Source organism: Rhizobium sp. NFACC06-2 (assembly GCF_900101425.1).
Lineage (GTDB): Bacteria > Pseudomonadota > Alphaproteobacteria > Rhizobiales > Rhizobiaceae > Agrobacterium > Agrobacterium leguminum.
Map to the genome: position 1 here is coordinate 248,537 of NZ_FMVA01000002.1, position 16,639 is coordinate 265,175.

Here is a 16,639-nt window from a genome sequence, read left to right on the forward strand (position 1 = left end):
GGTTGAAGAAGCGGGTTTGCGGTGCGGATTGGCGCGGCCTGAACGGCGGGGCGTTATTGTGCGGACGTCACCTGCCCCAGCGCCGCCTCCAGCCTTTCGCTCTTCATGACGAGCTTGGGCCGCAGCTTCTCGGCCTTTTGTCTGACGGCTTCGAGATTGACGGGCTTGCCGACCTGAATGATGCCGATCATCGCCATCATCAGATGCGGCGGGCAATAATAGAGATAGACGCCCTCCTTCTCGACGGTGACGGTGAAGGCCTCATCGAGCTTGCTTTTCCAGGGGCTAACGCCGTCCGGAACCGCATAGGACTGCACATAGTGGCTGGAATTTTGCGGCACGAAGGTAATGGTGTCGCCCGGCTCCGCCTTCACATAGGAAGGCTCGAAGACCATGCCGCCATCCTTGCCGTAATTGAGCATCAGTATCTTGTGTTCGGCGGAAAGGGATGGCGTGGCGGGCAGGATTACGGCCAAAGCCGTGGCAAGCGTCATCAAAAATCGTTTCATGCAATTATTCCTTCAAGGGTTTTGAAATGTTCGAGCGGCGGATCCCCCGCCGGCTGGATGACGGGGTTGCCGCGCCGGTCGCGCAGCACCTCCACGGCAACGCCATAGGTCTCGGAAATGAGCTTCGGCGTGACGATATCGCCCGGTGCGCCGGTCGCCTTCAGCGCGCCATCCGAAATCACCAGCAGGTTGTCGGCATATTGGCAGGCTAGATTGAGATCATGCAGCACGACAAGCGTCACCCGGCCATTGGCGCGGGTTTCCCGCCGCACCAGATCGAGAAGCGCCACCTGATGCTTGAGGTCCAGCGCGCTAACCGGCTCATCGAGCAGCATCGCCTGCGGCTCACGCATCAGAACCTGCGCAAAAAGCGCCATCTGCCGTTGCCCGCCGCTGAGCGAAGCGATCTCCCTGCCCGCCAGATGGGCTATTCCGGCCTGATGCAGGCGTGTCATGGCCAGATCGAGCGTTTCGTCGTCGATATGAAGCGAAAGCCGGCCGAAGCGGCCGAGCGCCACCACCTCCAGCACACTGAGCGCTATATCGGCTGCGGTATCCTGCGGCATATAGGCGAAGCGATCCCGCCAGTCCCTTCTGTGCCGCCCTGCCCTTTCTCCAGCCTGAAGGCGACGATCACCGAGGCTGATCGCGCCGTTGGCGAGCGGCAGGTCGCCGAAGATCGCTCTGAGAAGCGTCGTCTTGCCCGTTCCGTTCGGGCCGATGACGGCGTGGATTTTCCCGGGCTCCAGGCGTGCCGAGAGGTCTCTCACAATAACCTGCCCGCCCCGTTCGACGGAAATATTATCCAGAACCATCATCGGCCGCGCCTCTTCGGAGCGAAAATCAGCCACAGGAGAAACGGCACGCCGACAATGGCGGTGACGATGCCGACCGGGAACAGAGCGCCGGGAATGATCGATTTGGAGAGAATCGAGGCTGCCGAAAGCATCAGCGCGCCGCTCAGTACCGACATGGGCAAAAAGAAGCGCTGATCCTCGCCCACCGTCATACGGGCGATATGCGGCGCGACCAGCCCGATGAAACCGATGACCCCGACAAAACTCGTGGCCGTCGCGGTCATGATGGCGACGATGATGAGAACCTTCATGCGCAGCCGGCGCACATTGATGCCGAGGCTGGCTGCCCGCATTTCCCCCATCCTCAGCGCCGTCAGTTTCCAGCAATCCGCCATCAGCATGGCGCAGCAGAAGGCGGTGACGGCGGCTGTCAAACCAAGCGTCGGCCAGGTCGCCTTGGTCAGGCTGCCGAACAGCCAGAAAAGAATCTGCTGTGACAGTTCCGGCGAGGACAGGAACTGAATGAGCGACAGCAGCGACTGAAACAGGAAAAGAAGCGCGATGCCGCCGAGAATGATGGTTTCGGCCGTCATCTGCCGCATGGAGGCCAGCATGAAGAGAAAGAGCGCAGCAAGCATGGAAAAGACGAAAGCGCCGAGCGGAACGGCAATCATGGCATCCAGCCCGAGACCGCCGAGCGAAAGCACCAGCGCGGCGCCAAAGCCCGCTGCAGCCGCCATGCCGAGCGTATAGGGGCTCGCCATGGGATTATTCAGCAAGGTCTGCATCTGCGCGCCGCCGGCGCCGAGCGCCGCTCCAACGGCAAGCGCCATCAGCGCCATGGGCAGGCGAAGGCCACGTACGATGGAATCGGTCATCGCCGCCCGTTCGCCAAGGCCGGTCAGCGACTTCACCACTTCGGCGGGCGACAGCAGCGAGGGACCGGTGGCGATATCGAGAACGAGGCTCACCGCCATCAGCACGAAAAAGACCAAGACGACGCGCCAGCGACGACGTTCACGCAGCCGGTGCGCACCGATGGCTTCGGCATTGCGGGCGGCAATTATCATGGAAAACCTGTTTGAAAAAGACGGTGAAAAACGGACGCCGTGCAGTGGCGTCCGCGGAATTTAACCCTCAGCGGCAAGCAAATATGCTTTTCCGCCGCCGGCCACAGAACCATCAATCCTTGACGGCGATGGCAAAGGTGCCTTCAGGCGTGACCGGCAGGTATTTCCTGTAATAGCCGAGATAGTTGGCGATCGGATCGACATCCTTGAACTGCGCGGGATAAAGCTGCTTGGCGATATATTGCACCATGGCGAAATCGGAGAGCGTGCGCGACGCGCCCTGATAGACACCGAACAGCTGCCCGTTCTTGATGGCCGGCACTTCACTCCAGCCCTGACGCGTTTCGAAGGCCTTGAGCTTTTCGCGGGCATCCGCGGCCTTCACCGCCTGCCCCATCGCCAGCGCTGCGGGGTTCTTGTTGTTTTCACGGCCGGAAATGAAGATGGCGTCGGGCTTCGAAGCCAGAACCTGCTCGGGATTGATCGGTCCCCACCACTCAACGAAAGGTGCTGCGATATTGTCGCCGCCAGCGGCGGTGGACATGGCGCCCCACATGTTCTTGCCATAGGTGAAGGAATATTCGGCCGGTCCCTTATTGCCGAATTCGACATAGACCTTCGGTTTCGGCTGACCGGATTTCGCCACCCGTTCGGCGACATCCTTCAGAGAACCGGCGTAGAATTCCGCAATTTCCTTGCCGCGCTGCTGCTGGCCGGTGAGTTCGCCGAAAAGCCGGGTGGAGGCGACGTGGCGCTCGACCGTCTGGGCGTTATAGTCGACGACAACGACGGGAATCCCCTCTTCTTCCAGACGGTCGGCATCGAGACCGAGCGCCTTGTATTGCCAATCCGCCAGGACCACCAGATCAGGATTGAGGCTCAGAACTTTTTCGACCGAGAAGGTCTGGGCTTCGACTTCGCCGACATCGGCAATATCCGCAAGCGAGGCGCGGTGAGCGAGATGCATTTTCCAGTTGGCGGGAACCCAGCCTTCCCACGCTTCGCGGGAAATGCCGACAACGGAATCATAGGCCTTTTCGCCACCGACCGCCATGTAGTCCTCGAAATAGAAACCGAGAACGACGCGTTTTGCAGGAAGATCAACCTTCACCTCGCGTCCGATGACGTCAGTGATGGTCTTCTCTGCAGCGGTGGCGGAAGGTGCGATAAAGAAAACGGATAAGAACGATGCGGCAAGGCCGCCGATAAATTTTTTGCGGGTCATGATGCGATCCAGAAGTTGAAACAATGCCGCTGTATAAAAGGTGACACTGCGAGTCAACTTAAATTGCAAGATCGCATAAGTTGCTAATATAAAAATGAAAATTGTCATTTCCGGTAAAATGCACACCGGGAAATATTGCGCTGGGCGGCGGCGATAGATGCAGCGCTGCCGCGCCCTCAGCCGGCCAAGGTCTTTGGGTTGCGCCCGTCCCGATAACCTCCGCCATCGAGACAGGACGCAAGATCCCGTTCAGATCATTGAAGTGTGCCCTGTGGGAAATGCCCCCGAGCCGACTTCAGAACTCGTTGGAGGCGATGGCGAAATCGTCGACGACTGGCATCTTTTCCGCGTTCTCCCAAGTCCGGTCCATGGCGTAAGTTTCCGAGAGATAGGGAATGCCGATATGGCCGAAGCGGAAGGAAAGCTGGCTTTCCGCCTGTTCCTCATCAAGCTTTGCCACGCGGCTGAGATAGAGCGCGGTGGCGAGGCCTGTCCTGTCCGCACCGGCCTTGCAATGAATGAGGATGGGCTTCGGCGCATCGCGCATGATGGCGACCAGCTCGTTGACCCTGTTCATGTCGAGCTCCTGACTTGCCGACATGCCGAAATCGATATGATTAAGTCCCAGTTCGCGGGCGGTTTCGACCTCATCGCGATACCAGGCCTTGGATTCGTTCGCACCGCGCAGATTGATGACCGTCCTGATACCATGGTCTTTGGTATAGCGGACGAGCTGCTCATTGCTCGGCTGGTTGGAGCGATAAAGCTGCCCCGCGACAACCTCGTGAAAATTGCCCAGGAGCTGAATGGCGTAGAGGTAACCGCCTGCGGCAAGCACAGCAATACCCATGCCCCAAAAGGAGCACTTCCAAAATCTTCGCATAATAAAACGGTTCCCTCATTCGACGAGAGAACCGATACAGACGGATTCTGACAGTAAGCTGAAAGTTATGCGACAGTATTGTAAGAGTAGAAAATTTGCGCTTGATCAACGCACGAAAACGTAAACCGCATAGACCGCGATGAGCGCGGCGGCCGCCGCCGCGGTGATGGCGCCGAGGCGTTTTTCGATGAAATGACGCACCGATTCCCCGTATTTCTGCAGCAATCCGGCAAGGATGAAAAAGCGCGCGCCGCGCGTGACGACGGCCGAAAGAATGAACAGGCCAAGGCTGATATTGGCCGCGCCGGAGAGGATAGTCACGACCTTGATCGGCGGCAGATGCGCGAGCCCCGATGTCACCAGCAGGAGAACGATGGTTTCGTAGTCAACGGAGTTCTTCAGATGCTCGAAGCTGTCGAGCTTGCCGTAAAATTCGAGAATGGGCCGCGCGATGCTTTCAAAGGCATAGTGGCCGAGGAACCAGCCGGCGATTCCGCCAAAAACCGAGGCGACAGTTGCCACGAGCGCATAAAACATCGCCTTTTTCGGTCTGGCCAGCACCATGGGCAGGAAAAGCACATCGGCAGGCACAACGAAGATGGAGCTCTCCACGAAAGCCACGATTGCCAGCCACCACACGGCGGTTTTGCGCGCGGCGAGCGCCATCGTCCAGGCATAGATGTTTTTCAGCATGTCGTGTCCCCGGGGAAGAGCGTTGCGGAGTGAAGGCAGGCGGGAGCCAAAGCATATCGGCGGTGATTCATGCGGTTGCCGACGGGCCGGAGAGACCGGCCCCGAATGAGGATTAGAGACAACGCAAGAGAATGGCAAATGTTGGAAAATTTATTTTTGCATCGCAAAAAATCATAAAGACGAGCATTTCCAGCCCTCACCGCAGATTAGTTGTTGCAATGCGAAATTTCACCCTGCGGTAGATGAACTCGCCTTTTTGCTGTAGAATAAGAAGTGGAGGAAAGAGGAGGAAGTTATCATGGACTATGTAAACTTCGTTACATCGATCAATCCGGTCATACTTGTCATTCTGCTGATAGTTCTTCTTGCCGGCGCCTACAGCAGCTGGGTTTCGCACTAATCCAGGCGAACCGCGCGACCAAATGTGATGAGGCTCCTTTTCTATCGGCGATAGGCATCGGGCCGGATGGATGTTATCAATCCCGGAGTTAAACAACTTCCGGGAAGCCGCATGACGAACGAATTCGCATTCACTGATACGTCTGAAAAGCTCAGCACGACGCTTGAGAAGTTGATAGGAAAGCTGCAGGGTCAGACGATCACGTTGCGCGAGTTGATGGAAGCGATCGGCGAACAGGGCCTTTTGCTTATCTGCGCAATCGCCTCCCTGCCCTTCCTCATCCCGGTTTCCATTCCCGGCGTCAGCACGGTCTTTGGTGCGGCGATCATTCTTGTCAGCCTCGCAATCACCCTCAACCGCCTGCCATGGCTGCCGGCGAAAATCCTCGACCGGCAGATGGAGACGGCAAAGCTCATTCCCGCCCTTCAAAAAGGCGTCGCCATTGTCTCCAAGCTCGACGGTTTCATCCGCCCGCGCATTCCCGCGCTGACGACCGGCATCATCGCCAACCGCATAAACGGACTTGCGCTGATGACGGCGGGCGTATTGCTGATGATGCCGCTCGGCTTCATTCCCTTCTCCAACACCCTTCCAGGCGTTGCGATCCTGCTTTTTTCGGCAGGGATGATTCAGAGGGATGGCGTCACCGTGCTCGGCGGCTACCTGTTTCTGGGGCTGACGGCGATTTATTTCGCAGCGCTCGCCTATGCGGCCTTCTGGGCCGGCCAGGGCATCAGCAGTTCCATCGGCGCATAAGACCTATTGCCGGTCGCCATTGCGGGTGTCGCGGCGGTTCTGCCGCGATGCCCACCAGACCGCCAGCCGTCGCCGCTGGCGGCGAACCGCCGGCAGATCGTGGGAAAGCACGACGAGACCAAGCGGAACCATCCAGAAGCCGAGCACGGGCAGGAAACCCAGCGTTCCGCCCACCACCAGCGCCGAGCCGGTAGCAATCCTGCCGACGCGCGAACGCGGCATGGCAAAGCTCCATTTTCCGACATGGAGGCGGTGCGTTCTGTGGTCGATACCGAATTTCATTCCATCCTGCCCTTTTGCATCTGGCCTGTGGATAATTTTTTCACCGGCGATAAGCCCGGAAAATCGGGACTCTGGATGGATAAAACAAGAGGAATGCGTTTTTTTTGAAAAAACCGCTTGGCAAATCGGAAAAGCATTTGTATTACCCCGCTCACACCGCGCCAAGCGGTGGACGTTCCCTGGTAGCTCAGCGGTAGAGCATTCGACTGTTAATCGACAGGTCGCCGGTTCGAATCCGGCCCGGGGAGCCATTTCTCTCAAAAACATGTTTTGAAGAGCGAAGTGCAGCTGCAATTCGCCCCATTCTTCTTGGGGGATTGTCGTGACTTCCCCATTATCCTACCGCCAAACGATCAGTTCTTCTTGACAGCCCTTTTCGTCGCCTTCGTGGCGTTGGTCAGCGCCGGAGGATCGCTTGCCGGAAAACTCTCCTCAAGGCTCTCGGTGAGATCGTCTTCCTTGTTCTTATCCGTAGATTTCCGCTCTTTCTCAAGGGATTTTACCGCGGGTGATTTGGCATTTGCCGAAGTTGCCTTTTTCGCTGGCGTCTTCTTCGCAGGCGCTTTCGCGGCAGCAGACTTCTTCACGCCATTTCCGCTTTTGGACTTCGCCGCTTCCGCATCTGCGGAAAGCTCCCGTTCCGCCTCGATCCAGTGTCTTTCATGGTGCCCGTCGGGTCTTCCTTCCCTCTCCCATATTGCGCGCGCTTTTTCACGGATTGCGGCTTCGCGGTCATGGCTCATAACGAACCTCCCTTTTTACGTTGCACCGGTTTTGATTGTGCCATTGAAAAAACAAAAAAAGCCAGAGTTAGTTCCGCTTTGACCTGCGACGAATAAGCATTTCCGCGAGAAACGGAACCGTCATCGGCCGCCGATCGTTTGGCCTGCAGAAACCAGCAGGAGATCGCTTCATGACCACCCCGCAGAAGCCGAAAACCGAACCGCTTGATATTGAGGACGACGATGTCGCGCGGTTTGAAACAGACAGCGAACTGAAAGCCAAAGATGTCGAGATTTACCCGGACGAGAGCGTGAGCCTGCGTGCGCGCCGGCAGGCCGCAAGGCAGCACGAGGACGCCTTCATCGTCGCCACAGACCTTGAGGACGACGACCAGCGCGACGCAGCACCTGGCACCAGAGAGCAGCCTTAGGCCCAAACATGGAAAAGGCGGGTCAAAGCCCGCCTTTATCGAAAAAATGCCGTCAAAAATGTCAGGAGATTTATCGGCGGACCGAAACGATGGACTTGCGGTTGAAGTTCGACACCTGCACCCGGCCGGACTGGTTGCCGCCGAGGATTTGGGCGGTCTTGCCGCTCATGCTCTTCAAAATGCCGGCGTGGTAACCGCGGCCATTGCGAATGACGACGACATCGCCGGGTTTTGCCTGACTGACTGGCACGGCATAACCGAAGGATGTCCAGGACTTCGCAAATCCATAGGATTTGGGAGATTGCCGGCCGGCCTTACTGGCGACCGCATGCAGGAAAAGGCCACACCATGGAGTGCTGCGGGGATTTGCGCCAAGAATGTTCTTGAGGCTCTTGTTGTTCTTGGACTCATGCAGCCCGGTGTATTTTTCTGCCTGGTTCAGCATGCCGGCAGAGGCCGATGCAACGACTGTAAAAGACAAGGCAACCGATAGAATTAACGCGGATACTCTCAAACGTCTCGCCCTTATGTTAGAGGGCGCCCGTGTATTGTGACAATTTAGCGACAATTTGACGAGAAATGGGCAGAAATCAGACGCCTATTCATGTGCGCTGATCTGTCATTGCTTCAAAACAGGCTGCCCTGCGCCTCATCGGTGCGGCGGCGGCCGGCATTTTCGAGATCCAGCATACGCAATTTGGTGGTGGTTCCGCCCGGTGCGGAGAAGCCTCCAAGCCTGCCGCCGGCGGCGAGAACCCGATGACAGGGAATGATCAACGGCACCGGATTTTTCGCCATGGCCTGACCGACATCGCGGGCCTTTTCCATACCGAGGCCAAGCGTTTTTACGATGCCGCCATAGGTCGTCGTGTCGCCCCAACCGATCTGCCGCGCAACGGCGTAAACATCGAGGAAAAAACGCTCTTGCCCGGCGAGATCGAGTTCGACGGCGGTAAAATCGATCTCCTCGCCGCCGAAATAACGGGTGATCATCGCAATCACCTCACGCGTGCGTGTTTCGGGAACGGCGATGGACGCGTATTGCAGGCGCTTCTGGAGAAGTTTTTCGGTCTCGCCGGCGTCAGAGCCGGGCAATTGCAAACGCACAATGCCCCGGCCCGCCCATGCAAGGCCGCAATGGCCGAGGGCTGTGGGAAAAACAATATAGCCGCAGTGGTTGCTCATTGCCGTTGCTCATCCGCATTTTTGCATGCACGATGCCATATCCCGCATTCGAAACAACCCGTTTCCTGCTCCTCAACAAACAAGGCCACCCGTTTTTGGCGGGTGGCCTTATACACATAAATTCCGAAAATCCGTTCAGGACGCGATTTTGCCCGGCTCTTCCACAAGGCACTGCGCCTGCCGGCTGGCGGCAACGAAAGCCGTGCGGGCAATTTCCCCCGCCACGTCGCCCATCAGCGAGGCGCGGCACAGGCGCAGCGCCTGTTCATACACCTTGTCGCCACGCTCAGTCCATTCGTGCTGGAGAAAATCGAAGGCTTCGTAAACGCCATTGAAAATACGGGGAGCACCGTTTTCAAGGGAGATGGTAACGGGCTTTTCCCACTTAACGTCATTCAGCAACATTGATTGCACTTCCATGCTCTATTAACCCGCGACAAACGCCGGCTCCTCCAGTTGGTTCCCTTTATCAGCGGTTTCAAGGGCGAAAAAATAACCCTCGAAAAACCATGCCCTCCATCTTTCCATTGTAGCCGATTTGCGGAACAAAGCGTTTCAACACTCGTTCAAGCGGAAGTGAACCGGGTCCTTTCATGTCGACAGCAGCCTCCCCCGCCATCGTCTGGTTCCGCAAGGACCTGCGCCTTTCGGACAACCTCGCTTTGCTTGCCGCCGTGGAGCATGGCGGCCCCGTCATCCCCGTCTATATCAGGGAAAAATCATGCGGCCCGCTGGGCGGCGCGCAGGAATGGTGGCTTCACCACTCCCTCACGTCCCTGACCGCCGCACTGGAAAAAATCGGCAGCCGCCTCGTGCTTTTGAGCGGCGACGCCGGCGAGACATTGCGCCATCTGATATCCGAAACCGGTGCAGAGGCGGTATTCTGGAACCGCCGATACGATCCTGCCGGCATGGCGACGGACAAGGCGCTGAAACAGACGCTTCGGGATGACGGCCTGACGGTGCGCAGCTTTTCCGGCCATCTGCTGCATGAGCCATCGAGGCTGCAGACGAAATCCGGCGGTCCATACCGGGTCTATACGCCCTTCTGGCGGGCGCTGGAGGGCGGCGAGGAGCCACATGCGCCGGCGGGTGCGCCGAAGGGTCTGAAGGCGCCGAAGACGTGGCCGAAATCGGAAAAGCCTGGCGATTGGAAACTGTTACCCACCAAGCCCGACTGGGCGAAACACTTCAGCGACATCTGGTCTCCCGGCGAAGGCGGAGCGCGGGAGAAACTCGACGATTTCATCGATGGCGCTTTGAAGGGTTATGAAGAAGGCCGCGACTTTCCGGCAAAGCACGCAACCTCTTTGCTTTCTCCGCATCTGGCGTCCGGCGAAATATCGCCTTCTACCGTCTGGCACGCGACGAAGGGGCTTTCCCGCCACATCGCCTCCAACGATATCAGCCGTTTTCGCAAGGAAATCGTCTGGCGGGAATTCTGCTATCACCTGCTGTTTCATTTTCCCGAACTCGACGAAAAGAACTGGAACGACAGTTTCGACGCCTTCCGCTGGCGAGACGATGAAAAATCCTTCACGGCGTGGACCCGCGGGATGACGGGATATCCGATCGTCGATGCCGGCATGCGGCAATTGTGGAAACACGGCACGATGCACAATCGGGTGCGTATGATCGTGGCCTCCTTCCTCATCAAACATCTGCTGATCGACTGGCGGAAGGGCGAGAAATGGTTCCGCGACACGCTTGTCGATGCGGACCCGGCCTCCAACGCCGCCAACTGGCAATGGGTGGCGGGTTCGGGCGCGGACGCCTCGCCGTTTTTCCGCATCTTCAACCCCATATTGCAGGGCGAAAAATTCGACGCCGATGGCGATTATGTGCGCCATTTCGTGCCGGAGCTGAAAAAGCTTGAGCGAAAATACATCCACAAGCCGTTCGAAGCGCCGAAAGAGGCCTTGAAGAAGGCGGGCATCGAGCTTGGCAAGACCTATCCGCTGCCGATTGTCGACCATGGAAAAGCGCGCGAAAGAGCGCTTGCGGCCTATGCCGACGTCAAGAAGAACGCATAAAATTGGGTATCGGCAAAATTTTGCGTGGCTAAGCCAAAGCCGGGAAGATAATTTCTTGCCTTGAAGCGGTTGTAACGGGACATAACGGCACCTAATTTCCGCTCAGACAAGAAGGCTCAATCATGACCATTCACTCCTCTGCGCTCAGTGCTATCGGCAACACGCCGCTCATCCGTCTGAAAGCCGCCTCTGAAGCGACGGGGTGTGAAATCCTCGGCAAGGCGGAATTCCTCAATCCCGGGCAATCGGTGAAGGATCGCGCCGCACTCTACATTATCCGCGATGCCGAGCGGCGCGGTCAGCTGCGACCGGGCGGCACCATTGTGGAGGGTACTGCGGGCAATACCGGCATCGGTCTGTCGCTGGTCGCCAATGCGCTGGGCTACAAGACGGTCATCGTCATTCCCGAGACGCAGAGCCAGGAAAAGAAGGATGCGCTGAAGCTTCTCGGCGCGAAGCTGGTCGAAGTTCCGGCCGCCCCCTATTCCAACCCGAACAATTACGTGAAGGTTTCCGGCCGGCTGGCAAAACAGCTTGCCGCAACCGATGAAAACGGTGCGATCTGGGCCAACCAGTTCGACAACATCGCCAACCGTCAGGCCCATATCGAAACGACTGCCCCCGAAATCTGGGACCAGACGGATGGCAAGGTCGATGGCTTCATCTGCTCGGTCGGTTCCGGCGGAACGCTTGCGGGCGTGGCCGACGGCCTGCGCGATTTCAATCCCGACATCAAGATCGGCCTTGCCGATCCCGAGGGTGCGGCTCTCTATGAATTTTACAAGCACGGCGTGCTGAAATCCGAAGGCTCCTCCATTACCGAAGGCATCGGACAGGGGCGCATCACCGCCAATCTGGAAGGTTTTACGCCTGACTTCTCCTATCGCATTTCGGATGCGGAGGCGCTGCCGGTGCTGTTCGATCTGGTGACGAAGGAAGGGCTTTGCCTTGGCGGCTCCTCCGGCATCAACATTGCCGGCGCAATCCGCCTTGCCCGCGAGCTCGGTCCGGGGCATACAATCGTGACGATACTGTGCGACTACGGCAATCGTTATCAGTCGAAGCTTTTCAATCCGGATTTCCTGCGTTCCAAGGGACTTCCGATCCCACAGTGGCTGGCGACGAAAAGCGAGATTGCGGTTCCGTACGAAACCGTTTGAGGACATGCCGAAATGCCTGTGAATGCCCTGTTCCGTGACGATTTTTATCTTTCCACCGCAGAAGCGATCGTCACGGCGGTGCATGAGGATGGCGGCATAGAGCTGGACCAGACATGCTTTTACGCCACCTCCGGCGGCCAACCGGGCGATAGCGGCTTTCTCGAGCGGGCCGATGGTTCACGCATAGAACTCGGTATCACCAAAAACGGCGCCGACAAGAGCGTGATCATCCATGTGCCGCTCGAAGGCCAGCCTTCTCCTGAAGTCGGCGAAAAACTCACCCTGCATGTGGACTGGCCGCGTCGCTACAAGCTGATGCGGATGCACACCGCCTGCCATCTGCTCTCCGTCGTCTGCCAATGGCCGATCACCGGAGCCGCCGTCGGCGAGGATGAATCGCGTGTCGATTTCGACATGTCGGAAACCATCGACAAGGACGAGGTGACGGCAAAGCTTATGCAGCTGGTGAAAGCCAACCATCCCGTCTTCCTGCAATGGATCACCGACGAGGAGCTGCAGGCCAATCCGGGCATCGTCAAATCCAAGAATGTGCGCCCGCCAATGGGCCTTGGCCGGGTCAGCCTCGTCTGCATCGGCGAAAACTCCAGCATCGACAGCCAACCCTGCGGCGGTACCCATGTTTCCGAAACGCAGGAAGTAGGCGATATTCACATTGCCAAGATAGAAAAGAAGGGCAAGGAGAACAGGCGGTTCCGTATTCGTTTCGGCGCGCCTGAAGCTGTTGCCTGAGATTGGGAGAAACATCGTGAGCACGGATAAGAGCCGTTTCGTCGTTTCGGCGGACTGGGTGGAAAAACAGCTCGGCACGGCCGGGTTTCGTGTCGTTGATGCCTCCTGGTATCTGCCGGCGCACAAGCGCAACGGCGCGGAAGAATATGCGGCGGGTCACCTGCCCGGTGCGGTATTCTTCGATCAGGACAAGATCGCCGATCATACCACCGGCCTGCCGCATTCCCTGCCCTCGCCGGAATTCTTCGCGGAACAGGCCGGTGCGCTTGGCCTCAGCGATACGGATACGATCGTGGTCTATGACGGCCCCGGCTTCTTTTCCGCGCCGCGCGTGTGGTGGATGCTGCGGGTGATGGGCGTGCGCAAGGCCTATGTGCTGGATGGCGGCCTCGATGGCTGGAAACGCGAAGGCCGGCCGCTCGAAACCGGCACTCCGGAAATCGAGCCGGCAACCTTTACGCCTGATTTCAACGAGAAGCGCGTAACCTCGCTTGGCGCCATGCGCGGCATCGTCGACAGCGGTGAAAAGCAGATTGCCGACGCCCGTGGCGCCGGACGCTTTACCGGCGACGAGGCCGAGCCGCGCGCCGGCATGCGCTCCGGCCACATGCCCGGCGCGCGCAGCCTGCCCGCGACAGCCTTTTCCGAAAACGGCCACTTCAAGGACCTCACCGCCATCCGCAAGATGGTGACCGATGCCGGCATCGATCTTTCGAAGCCCGTCGTCACCAGTTGCGGCTCGGGCGTCACCGCCGCCGTCATCACCCTGGCCCTGGAATCGCTTGGTCACAAGGATAATTCGCTTTACGACGGCTCATGGTCGGAATGGGGCGGATTGCAGGATACGCCGGTGGTTACTGGTCCCGCGGATGCAATCCCCACATTGTCGCACGGACCGCTGAAGGCGCATGTGACGCAGCTGGAAATGACGGCTCCGCCGAAGGTCAGCCTACCGATCCCCGTCAACATCCAGACAGCGCTCATGCGGGTCAACAATATTCCCCTGCATTTCTACCGCTATCTTTACTGGCGGGTTGGGAAACGCTGGCACTGGCAAAAGCGCATGCGCATGAGCGATGCGGAGCTTTCCGCCATCCTGCGCGATCCGAAAAACAGCGTTACGGTTCTTTATATGAATGGTGCGCCCGCCGGTTTCTTCGAACTGAACAAGGCGAGCGACGAGGTGACCGAGCTTTCCTATTTCGGGCTGCTCGAAGAGGCGATCGGTGCAGGCGTCGGCAAGTGGTTCCTGTTGCAGGCGCTTTACGCCGCCTGGCAGGACAATCCGCAACGGGTGACGGTGACCACCAACACGCTCGACCATCCGCGCGCGCTGCAGCTTTACCAGATGATGGGCTTTTCGCCCGTCGGCACCTATGAGGCCTGGGTGGAGCCGCTTGCCGATGCCGAGCTTTTGGAGATATCGCTGCGAAATTGAGGGGCGCCGGTTCACTAGCCTCATTCCCGTGCTTGTTCACAGAAATGACGGCGCAAGGTGACGTAGCACTCCCGCTTTGTCGATAGTTAGACGGGTAGCGCCCTCGCCGGCCTAGCGTGCAGCGATAACCAAGTGCAGGCGAATCCATCCCTTCGAAAAGTTGCTCTCTTCTCGCCCCGCGCCGTATCCGTCAAGCGAGATGGCGAAATTGCGCACGACAACCGGCACGGCACTTCCCTCCCATATCGGGAAGCCAGATTGCCAGCGTTCGGCAATCCGGCCTCAGATTTCCCGTTCCAGATTAGCGGCGGCCGTCGGGATTTGCCCGCCGGCAGCGCCCTTGTCTTCCGTGACGGTGTTCAGCAGGTGATCGGCAATCAGTTCCGCCTGGAACTTGCCGAGTTCATAGCAATAGGTGATCTCGCGCTTTTCCGCCGACCAGTAGACGTCGGGACGGCCGCAGGACTTGGCCGTCAGCTTGACGTCCCCCTTCAAGCCATAGCCGCTAAAACTGCGGCTGATGAGATCGAGGACCTTCGATTCCTTGATCATGATGGCGTAGGGCTCAAGCTCCGGGTCGCGCGGCGGCACGTAGCTGACGGAGAATCTGGAAGGCGTCTGGCTGCGGTGGGGGCTCAGAAAATTCTCCCAGGCCGAAGCGACGCCCGGATAGGCGGCGGCGCATTTGTCGAATTCGGCATTGTTGAGCCCCATCATGGCGGCCAGATCGCCATAACCGTCCTTGTCACGGCCGACCATCAGGCAGGCCATGTTGCGATCGCGGCTCCTGTCGGGCACCAGCGCGGAGAAGACCGGGGCTTCGTGCTCAGGCAAGGTCTCCGCCTCACGCGCCAGATACCAGCTGTCCGTGGCATTGACGAGCGCGGTGTCGAGCCATTCCTCGTTGGCCTGGAGGATGAGCGTTCCAGCCAGTTGATCGGCCGGCGCCTGCACACTTGCCGTGTCCGCCGTTCCGAAATCCGAGATCAGCATGCGCGCATCCTCGTGATAAAGCGAGAAGATCGCATTGCCGATGACGAAATTGACCGCCTGCTGAAGCTGTTCGTCGGACAGGCCATCGAGACCGGAGGCGACCTGCGCCTCGGCCTCAAGCGGAGCCGTCAACGAAACGAAAGCCAGCGGAACGGCGGCCAGAAAACGACGGAACATAAAATCAGACCTTCCGGGAACGAGGAGCGTCACTGATTCCCGAAGCTAACGAGTCACGCAATGGGCTGGTTGCATCGCCTGTCAAGAATCGGGTGGATAGTGATCCGTTTCGGGACCATAGCTGCAAAGAAGCAACGCCGAACCCAACCCAGGAGGTCTCCGTCATGACCGATCTCGTTTTCACTGCAATGCCGGCTAAGGAAGCCGAAGACTTCCGCGCGGGAGCCGCCGACGCCTACGGCAATCCGCCGGAGAGAGCCGTTTCTCCCGGCGGCATGCCCTGCCGCCACTGCCTTTCCCAGATCGGGGAAGGCGAAGGGATGCTGATCCTCGCCTACCGGCCCTTTCCCTCGCTACAGCCCTATGCGGAAACGGGCCCGGTGTTTCTGCATGCCGACGCCTGTGAGCGCTATCCGCAGACGCAGGCCATTCCGCCGATGCTGGACAGCCCGGATTATATCGTGCGCGGTTATGGAGCCGATGACCGCATCGTCTACGGCACCGGCGCGGTGACGGCGACAGACGAGATCGTTTCGCGCGCGCGGCACCTTCTGGAGCGCGCGGATGTCGCTTATGTGCATGTGCGCTCCGCCCGCAATAATTGCTATCAGTGCCGTATCGACACAGCATAATCGGCAATTACATGCAATTTTAAGAGAAGAACTAAACGGCTCTCAAGTTTTCCGCACCATAATGCAGGTATCGGAAACAATTGATTTGAGCAGCAAAATGACAAACAACCTCAATATGGCGACCCGGACCGCGCCCCGCAGCAAGACCAGGATTTTTGCGACCGTGCATTATTTCAGCCAGTCGACCAGAGGGCGTGTGGTCGATCTTTCCGCCACCGGAATGGCGCTCGAGCTGGATGGACCTTTCGCAGCCGCCAAGGGCAGCCGGGTCAAGGTGCAGAGTGAGGATCTGGGCTTCATCGAGGGCGTCGTGCAATGGCAGCACATGAACCGCCTCGGCCTCCAGCTCAAACTTTCCACCAACACGCTGGCGCAGCTTTCCTCCTATTTCCGTTTCTTCCACGAAGAAGTGAAACCGACCCTCGCCCGCTGATCCAGGGCACGGTAATGCGCAGAGCAAACGATGCGCATTCTTCGGTGCGGCGACACCTGCGCCGCACGCC

At 58.6% G+C, this 16,639-nt stretch carries 20 protein-coding genes and 1 tRNA gene; 9 read left to right on the forward strand and 12 right to left on the reverse strand.

Translation table 11 applies throughout. From position 1 onward, the window contains the following. Nucleotides 1-53: 53 nt before the first annotated feature. The 6 genes from F3H58_RS05585 to F3H58_RS05610 form a co-directional block, all read right to left on the reverse strand. A complete protein-coding gene (locus F3H58_RS05585) occupies nt 54-509 on the reverse strand; it encodes a pseudoazurin (protein WP_149741494.1) in 456 nt (151 codons plus the stop codon). Further along, entirely contained in the window at nt 506-1,327 is an 822-nt protein-coding gene (locus tag F3H58_RS05590) for an ABC transporter ATP-binding protein (protein ID WP_149741495.1), read from the reverse strand. Before F3H58_RS05590 ends, F3H58_RS05585 begins: the two co-directional genes overlap by 4 nt. Next, nucleotides 1,324-2,376 (reverse strand): FecCD family ABC transporter permease, encoded by a 1,053-nt coding sequence (locus F3H58_RS05595; RefSeq protein ID WP_149741496.1) that lies wholly within the window; start codon nt 2,374-2,376, stop codon nt 1,324-1,326. Before F3H58_RS05595 ends, F3H58_RS05590 begins: the two co-directional genes overlap by 4 nt. 112 nt (nt 2,377-2,488) lie before the next feature. After that, nucleotides 2,489-3,601 carry an ABC transporter substrate-binding protein gene (locus F3H58_RS05600; RefSeq protein WP_188128787.1) on the reverse strand — a complete coding sequence of 371 codons (1,113 nt, stop codon included), beginning with the start codon at nt 3,599-3,601 and terminating at the stop codon, nt 2,489-2,491. A 295-nt stretch (nt 3,602-3,896) separates the two neighbouring features. Beyond that, entirely contained in the window at nt 3,897-4,451 is a 555-nt protein-coding gene (locus tag F3H58_RS05605; RefSeq protein WP_003521565.1) for a dual specificity protein phosphatase family protein, read from the reverse strand. Between the two features lie 138 nt (nt 4,452-4,589). Continuing rightward, on the reverse strand, nt 4,590-5,177 hold the full coding sequence (locus F3H58_RS05610; RefSeq protein WP_080856238.1) for a YqaA family protein: 588 nt from the start codon (nt 5,175-5,177) through the stop codon (nt 4,590-4,592). A gap of 511 nt (nt 5,178-5,688) precedes the next feature. Between F3H58_RS05610 and F3H58_RS05615 the strand changes: the two genes are divergently transcribed. Continuing rightward, nucleotides 5,689-6,333: an exopolysaccharide biosynthesis protein gene (locus tag F3H58_RS05615; RefSeq protein WP_149741497.1), complete on the forward strand. Its 645-nt coding sequence runs from the start codon at nt 5,689-5,691 to the stop codon at nt 6,331-6,333. A gap of 3 nt (nt 6,334-6,336) precedes the next feature. Here F3H58_RS05615 and F3H58_RS05620 read toward each other — a convergent pair whose 3' ends face one another. Beyond that, on the reverse strand, nt 6,337-6,615 hold the full coding sequence (locus tag F3H58_RS05620; RefSeq protein ID WP_125145988.1) for a hypothetical protein: 279 nt from the start codon (nt 6,613-6,615) through the stop codon (nt 6,337-6,339). A gap of 176 nt (nt 6,616-6,791) precedes the next feature. On the opposite strand from F3H58_RS05620, the gene F3H58_RS05625 reads away from it, so the two are divergent. Next, nucleotides 6,792-6,866: transfer RNA gene (locus tag F3H58_RS05625), tRNA-Asn, on the forward strand. Between the two features lie 102 nt (nt 6,867-6,968). On the opposite strand, the gene F3H58_RS05630 is transcribed toward F3H58_RS05625, so the two are convergent. After that, a complete protein-coding gene (locus tag F3H58_RS05630) occupies nt 6,969-7,358 on the reverse strand; it encodes a DUF2934 domain-containing protein (RefSeq protein ID WP_149741498.1) in 390 nt (129 codons plus the stop codon). Nucleotides 7,359-7,528: 170 nt separating this feature from the next. On the opposite strand from F3H58_RS05630, the gene F3H58_RS05635 reads away from it, so the two are divergent. Beyond that, entirely contained in the window at nt 7,529-7,768 is a 240-nt protein-coding gene (locus F3H58_RS05635) for a hypothetical protein (protein WP_065654014.1), read from the forward strand. 70 nt (nt 7,769-7,838) lie between these two features. Here F3H58_RS05635 and F3H58_RS05640 read toward each other — a convergent pair whose 3' ends face one another. From F3H58_RS05640 to F3H58_RS05650, 3 genes are all read right to left on the reverse strand, one after another. Then, complete coding sequence (locus tag F3H58_RS05640) at nt 7,839-8,282, reverse strand: TIGR02594 family protein (protein ID WP_149741499.1); 444 nt, start codon at nt 8,280-8,282, stop codon at nt 7,839-7,841. A gap of 113 nt (nt 8,283-8,395) precedes the next feature. Beyond that, complete coding sequence (locus F3H58_RS05645) at nt 8,396-8,953, reverse strand: methylated-DNA--[protein]-cysteine S-methyltransferase (protein ID WP_149741500.1); 558 nt, start codon at nt 8,951-8,953, stop codon at nt 8,396-8,398. Nucleotides 8,954-9,088: 135 nt separating this feature from the next. Next, the gene (locus F3H58_RS05650) at nt 9,089-9,358 is read right to left on the reverse strand and encodes a DUF982 domain-containing protein (RefSeq protein ID WP_188128788.1); all 270 of its coding nucleotides are present in this window, start codon (nt 9,356-9,358) and stop codon (nt 9,089-9,091) included. A 188-nt stretch (nt 9,359-9,546) separates the two neighbouring features. Between F3H58_RS05650 and F3H58_RS05655 the strand changes: the two genes are divergently transcribed. From F3H58_RS05655 to sseA, 4 genes are all read left to right on the forward strand, one after another. Next, nucleotides 9,547-10,986, forward strand: a complete 1,440-nt coding sequence (locus tag F3H58_RS05655) for a cryptochrome/photolyase family protein (RefSeq protein WP_149741502.1) — start codon at nt 9,547-9,549, stop codon at nt 10,984-10,986. A 122-nt stretch (nt 10,987-11,108) separates the two neighbouring features. Further along, the gene (locus tag F3H58_RS05660) at nt 11,109-12,146 is read left to right on the forward strand and encodes a cysteine synthase A (RefSeq protein ID WP_003521575.1); all 1,038 of its coding nucleotides are present in this window, start codon (nt 11,109-11,111) and stop codon (nt 12,144-12,146) included. A gap of 12 nt (nt 12,147-12,158) precedes the next feature. Continuing rightward, nucleotides 12,159-12,896: an alanyl-tRNA editing protein gene (locus F3H58_RS05665; RefSeq protein WP_149741503.1), complete on the forward strand. Its 738-nt coding sequence runs from the start codon at nt 12,159-12,161 to the stop codon at nt 12,894-12,896. A gap of 16 nt (nt 12,897-12,912) precedes the next feature. Continuing rightward, entirely contained in the window at nt 12,913-14,334 is a 1,422-nt protein-coding gene (gene sseA, locus F3H58_RS05670) for a 3-mercaptopyruvate sulfurtransferase (protein ID WP_149741504.1), read from the forward strand. A 282-nt stretch (nt 14,335-14,616) separates the two neighbouring features. On the opposite strand, the gene F3H58_RS05675 is transcribed toward sseA, so the two are convergent. Next, the gene (locus tag F3H58_RS05675; protein ID WP_149741505.1) at nt 14,617-15,504 is read right to left on the reverse strand and encodes a DUF4344 domain-containing metallopeptidase; all 888 of its coding nucleotides are present in this window, start codon (nt 15,502-15,504) and stop codon (nt 14,617-14,619) included. 164 nt (nt 15,505-15,668) lie between these two features. On the opposite strand from F3H58_RS05675, the gene F3H58_RS05680 reads away from it, so the two are divergent. Further along, nucleotides 15,669-16,136, forward strand: coding sequence for a DUF1203 domain-containing protein (locus F3H58_RS05680; protein WP_149741506.1), 468 nt, complete (start codon nt 15,669-15,671; stop codon nt 16,134-16,136). Nucleotides 16,137-16,233: 97 nt separating this feature from the next. After that, the gene (locus tag F3H58_RS05685) at nt 16,234-16,569 is read left to right on the forward strand and encodes a PilZ domain-containing protein (protein ID WP_003502271.1); all 336 of its coding nucleotides are present in this window, start codon (nt 16,234-16,236) and stop codon (nt 16,567-16,569) included. The last annotated feature ends 70 nt before the right edge of the window (nt 16,570-16,639 follow it).

What these genes read in the sequence shown, in the direction of transcription:
- F3H58_RS05585 (WP_149741494.1), bottom strand. Translation starts at nt 509, where the DNA reads ATGAAACGATTTTTGATGACGCTTGCCACGGCTTTGGCCGTAATCCTG.
- F3H58_RS05590 (WP_149741495.1), bottom strand. Translation starts at nt 1,327, where the DNA reads ATGATGGTTCTGGATAATATTTCCGTCGAACGGGGCGGGCAGGTTATT.
- F3H58_RS05595 (WP_149741496.1), bottom strand. Translation starts at nt 2,376, where the DNA reads ATGATAATTGCCGCCCGCAATGCCGAAGCCATCGGTGCGCACCGGCTG.
- F3H58_RS05600 (WP_188128787.1), bottom strand. Translation starts at nt 3,601, where the DNA reads ATGACCCGCAAAAAATTTATCGGCGGCCTTGCCGCATCGTTCTTATCC.
- F3H58_RS05605 (WP_003521565.1), bottom strand. Translation starts at nt 4,451, where the DNA reads ATGGGTATTGCTGTGCTTGCCGCAGGCGGTTACCTCTACGCCATTCAG.
- F3H58_RS05610 (WP_080856238.1), bottom strand. Translation starts at nt 5,177, where the DNA reads ATGCTGAAAAACATCTATGCCTGGACGATGGCGCTCGCCGCGCGCAAA.
- F3H58_RS05615 (WP_149741497.1), top strand. Translation starts at nt 5,689, where the DNA reads ATGACGAACGAATTCGCATTCACTGATACGTCTGAAAAGCTCAGCACG.
- F3H58_RS05620 (WP_125145988.1), bottom strand. Translation starts at nt 6,615, where the DNA reads ATGAAATTCGGTATCGACCACAGAACGCACCGCCTCCATGTCGGAAAA.
- F3H58_RS05630 (WP_149741498.1), bottom strand. Translation starts at nt 7,358, where the DNA reads ATGAGCCATGACCGCGAAGCCGCAATCCGTGAAAAAGCGCGCGCAATA.
- F3H58_RS05635 (WP_065654014.1), top strand. Translation starts at nt 7,529, where the DNA reads ATGACCACCCCGCAGAAGCCGAAAACCGAACCGCTTGATATTGAGGAC.
- F3H58_RS05645 (WP_149741500.1), bottom strand. Translation starts at nt 8,953, where the DNA reads ATGAGCAACCACTGCGGCTATATTGTTTTTCCCACAGCCCTCGGCCAT.
- F3H58_RS05650 (WP_188128788.1), bottom strand. Translation starts at nt 9,358, where the DNA reads ATGTTGCTGAATGACGTTAAGTGGGAAAAGCCCGTTACCATCTCCCTT.
- F3H58_RS05655 (WP_149741502.1), top strand. Translation starts at nt 9,547, where the DNA reads ATGTCGACAGCAGCCTCCCCCGCCATCGTCTGGTTCCGCAAGGACCTG.
- F3H58_RS05660 (WP_003521575.1), top strand. Translation starts at nt 11,109, where the DNA reads ATGACCATTCACTCCTCTGCGCTCAGTGCTATCGGCAACACGCCGCTC.
- F3H58_RS05665 (WP_149741503.1), top strand. Translation starts at nt 12,159, where the DNA reads ATGCCTGTGAATGCCCTGTTCCGTGACGATTTTTATCTTTCCACCGCA.
- F3H58_RS05675 (WP_149741505.1), bottom strand. Translation starts at nt 15,504, where the DNA reads ATGTTCCGTCGTTTTCTGGCCGCCGTTCCGCTGGCTTTCGTTTCGTTG.
- F3H58_RS05680 (WP_149741506.1), top strand. Translation starts at nt 15,669, where the DNA reads ATGACCGATCTCGTTTTCACTGCAATGCCGGCTAAGGAAGCCGAAGAC.
- F3H58_RS05685 (WP_003502271.1), top strand. Translation starts at nt 16,234, where the DNA reads ATGACAAACAACCTCAATATGGCGACCCGGACCGCGCCCCGCAGCAAG.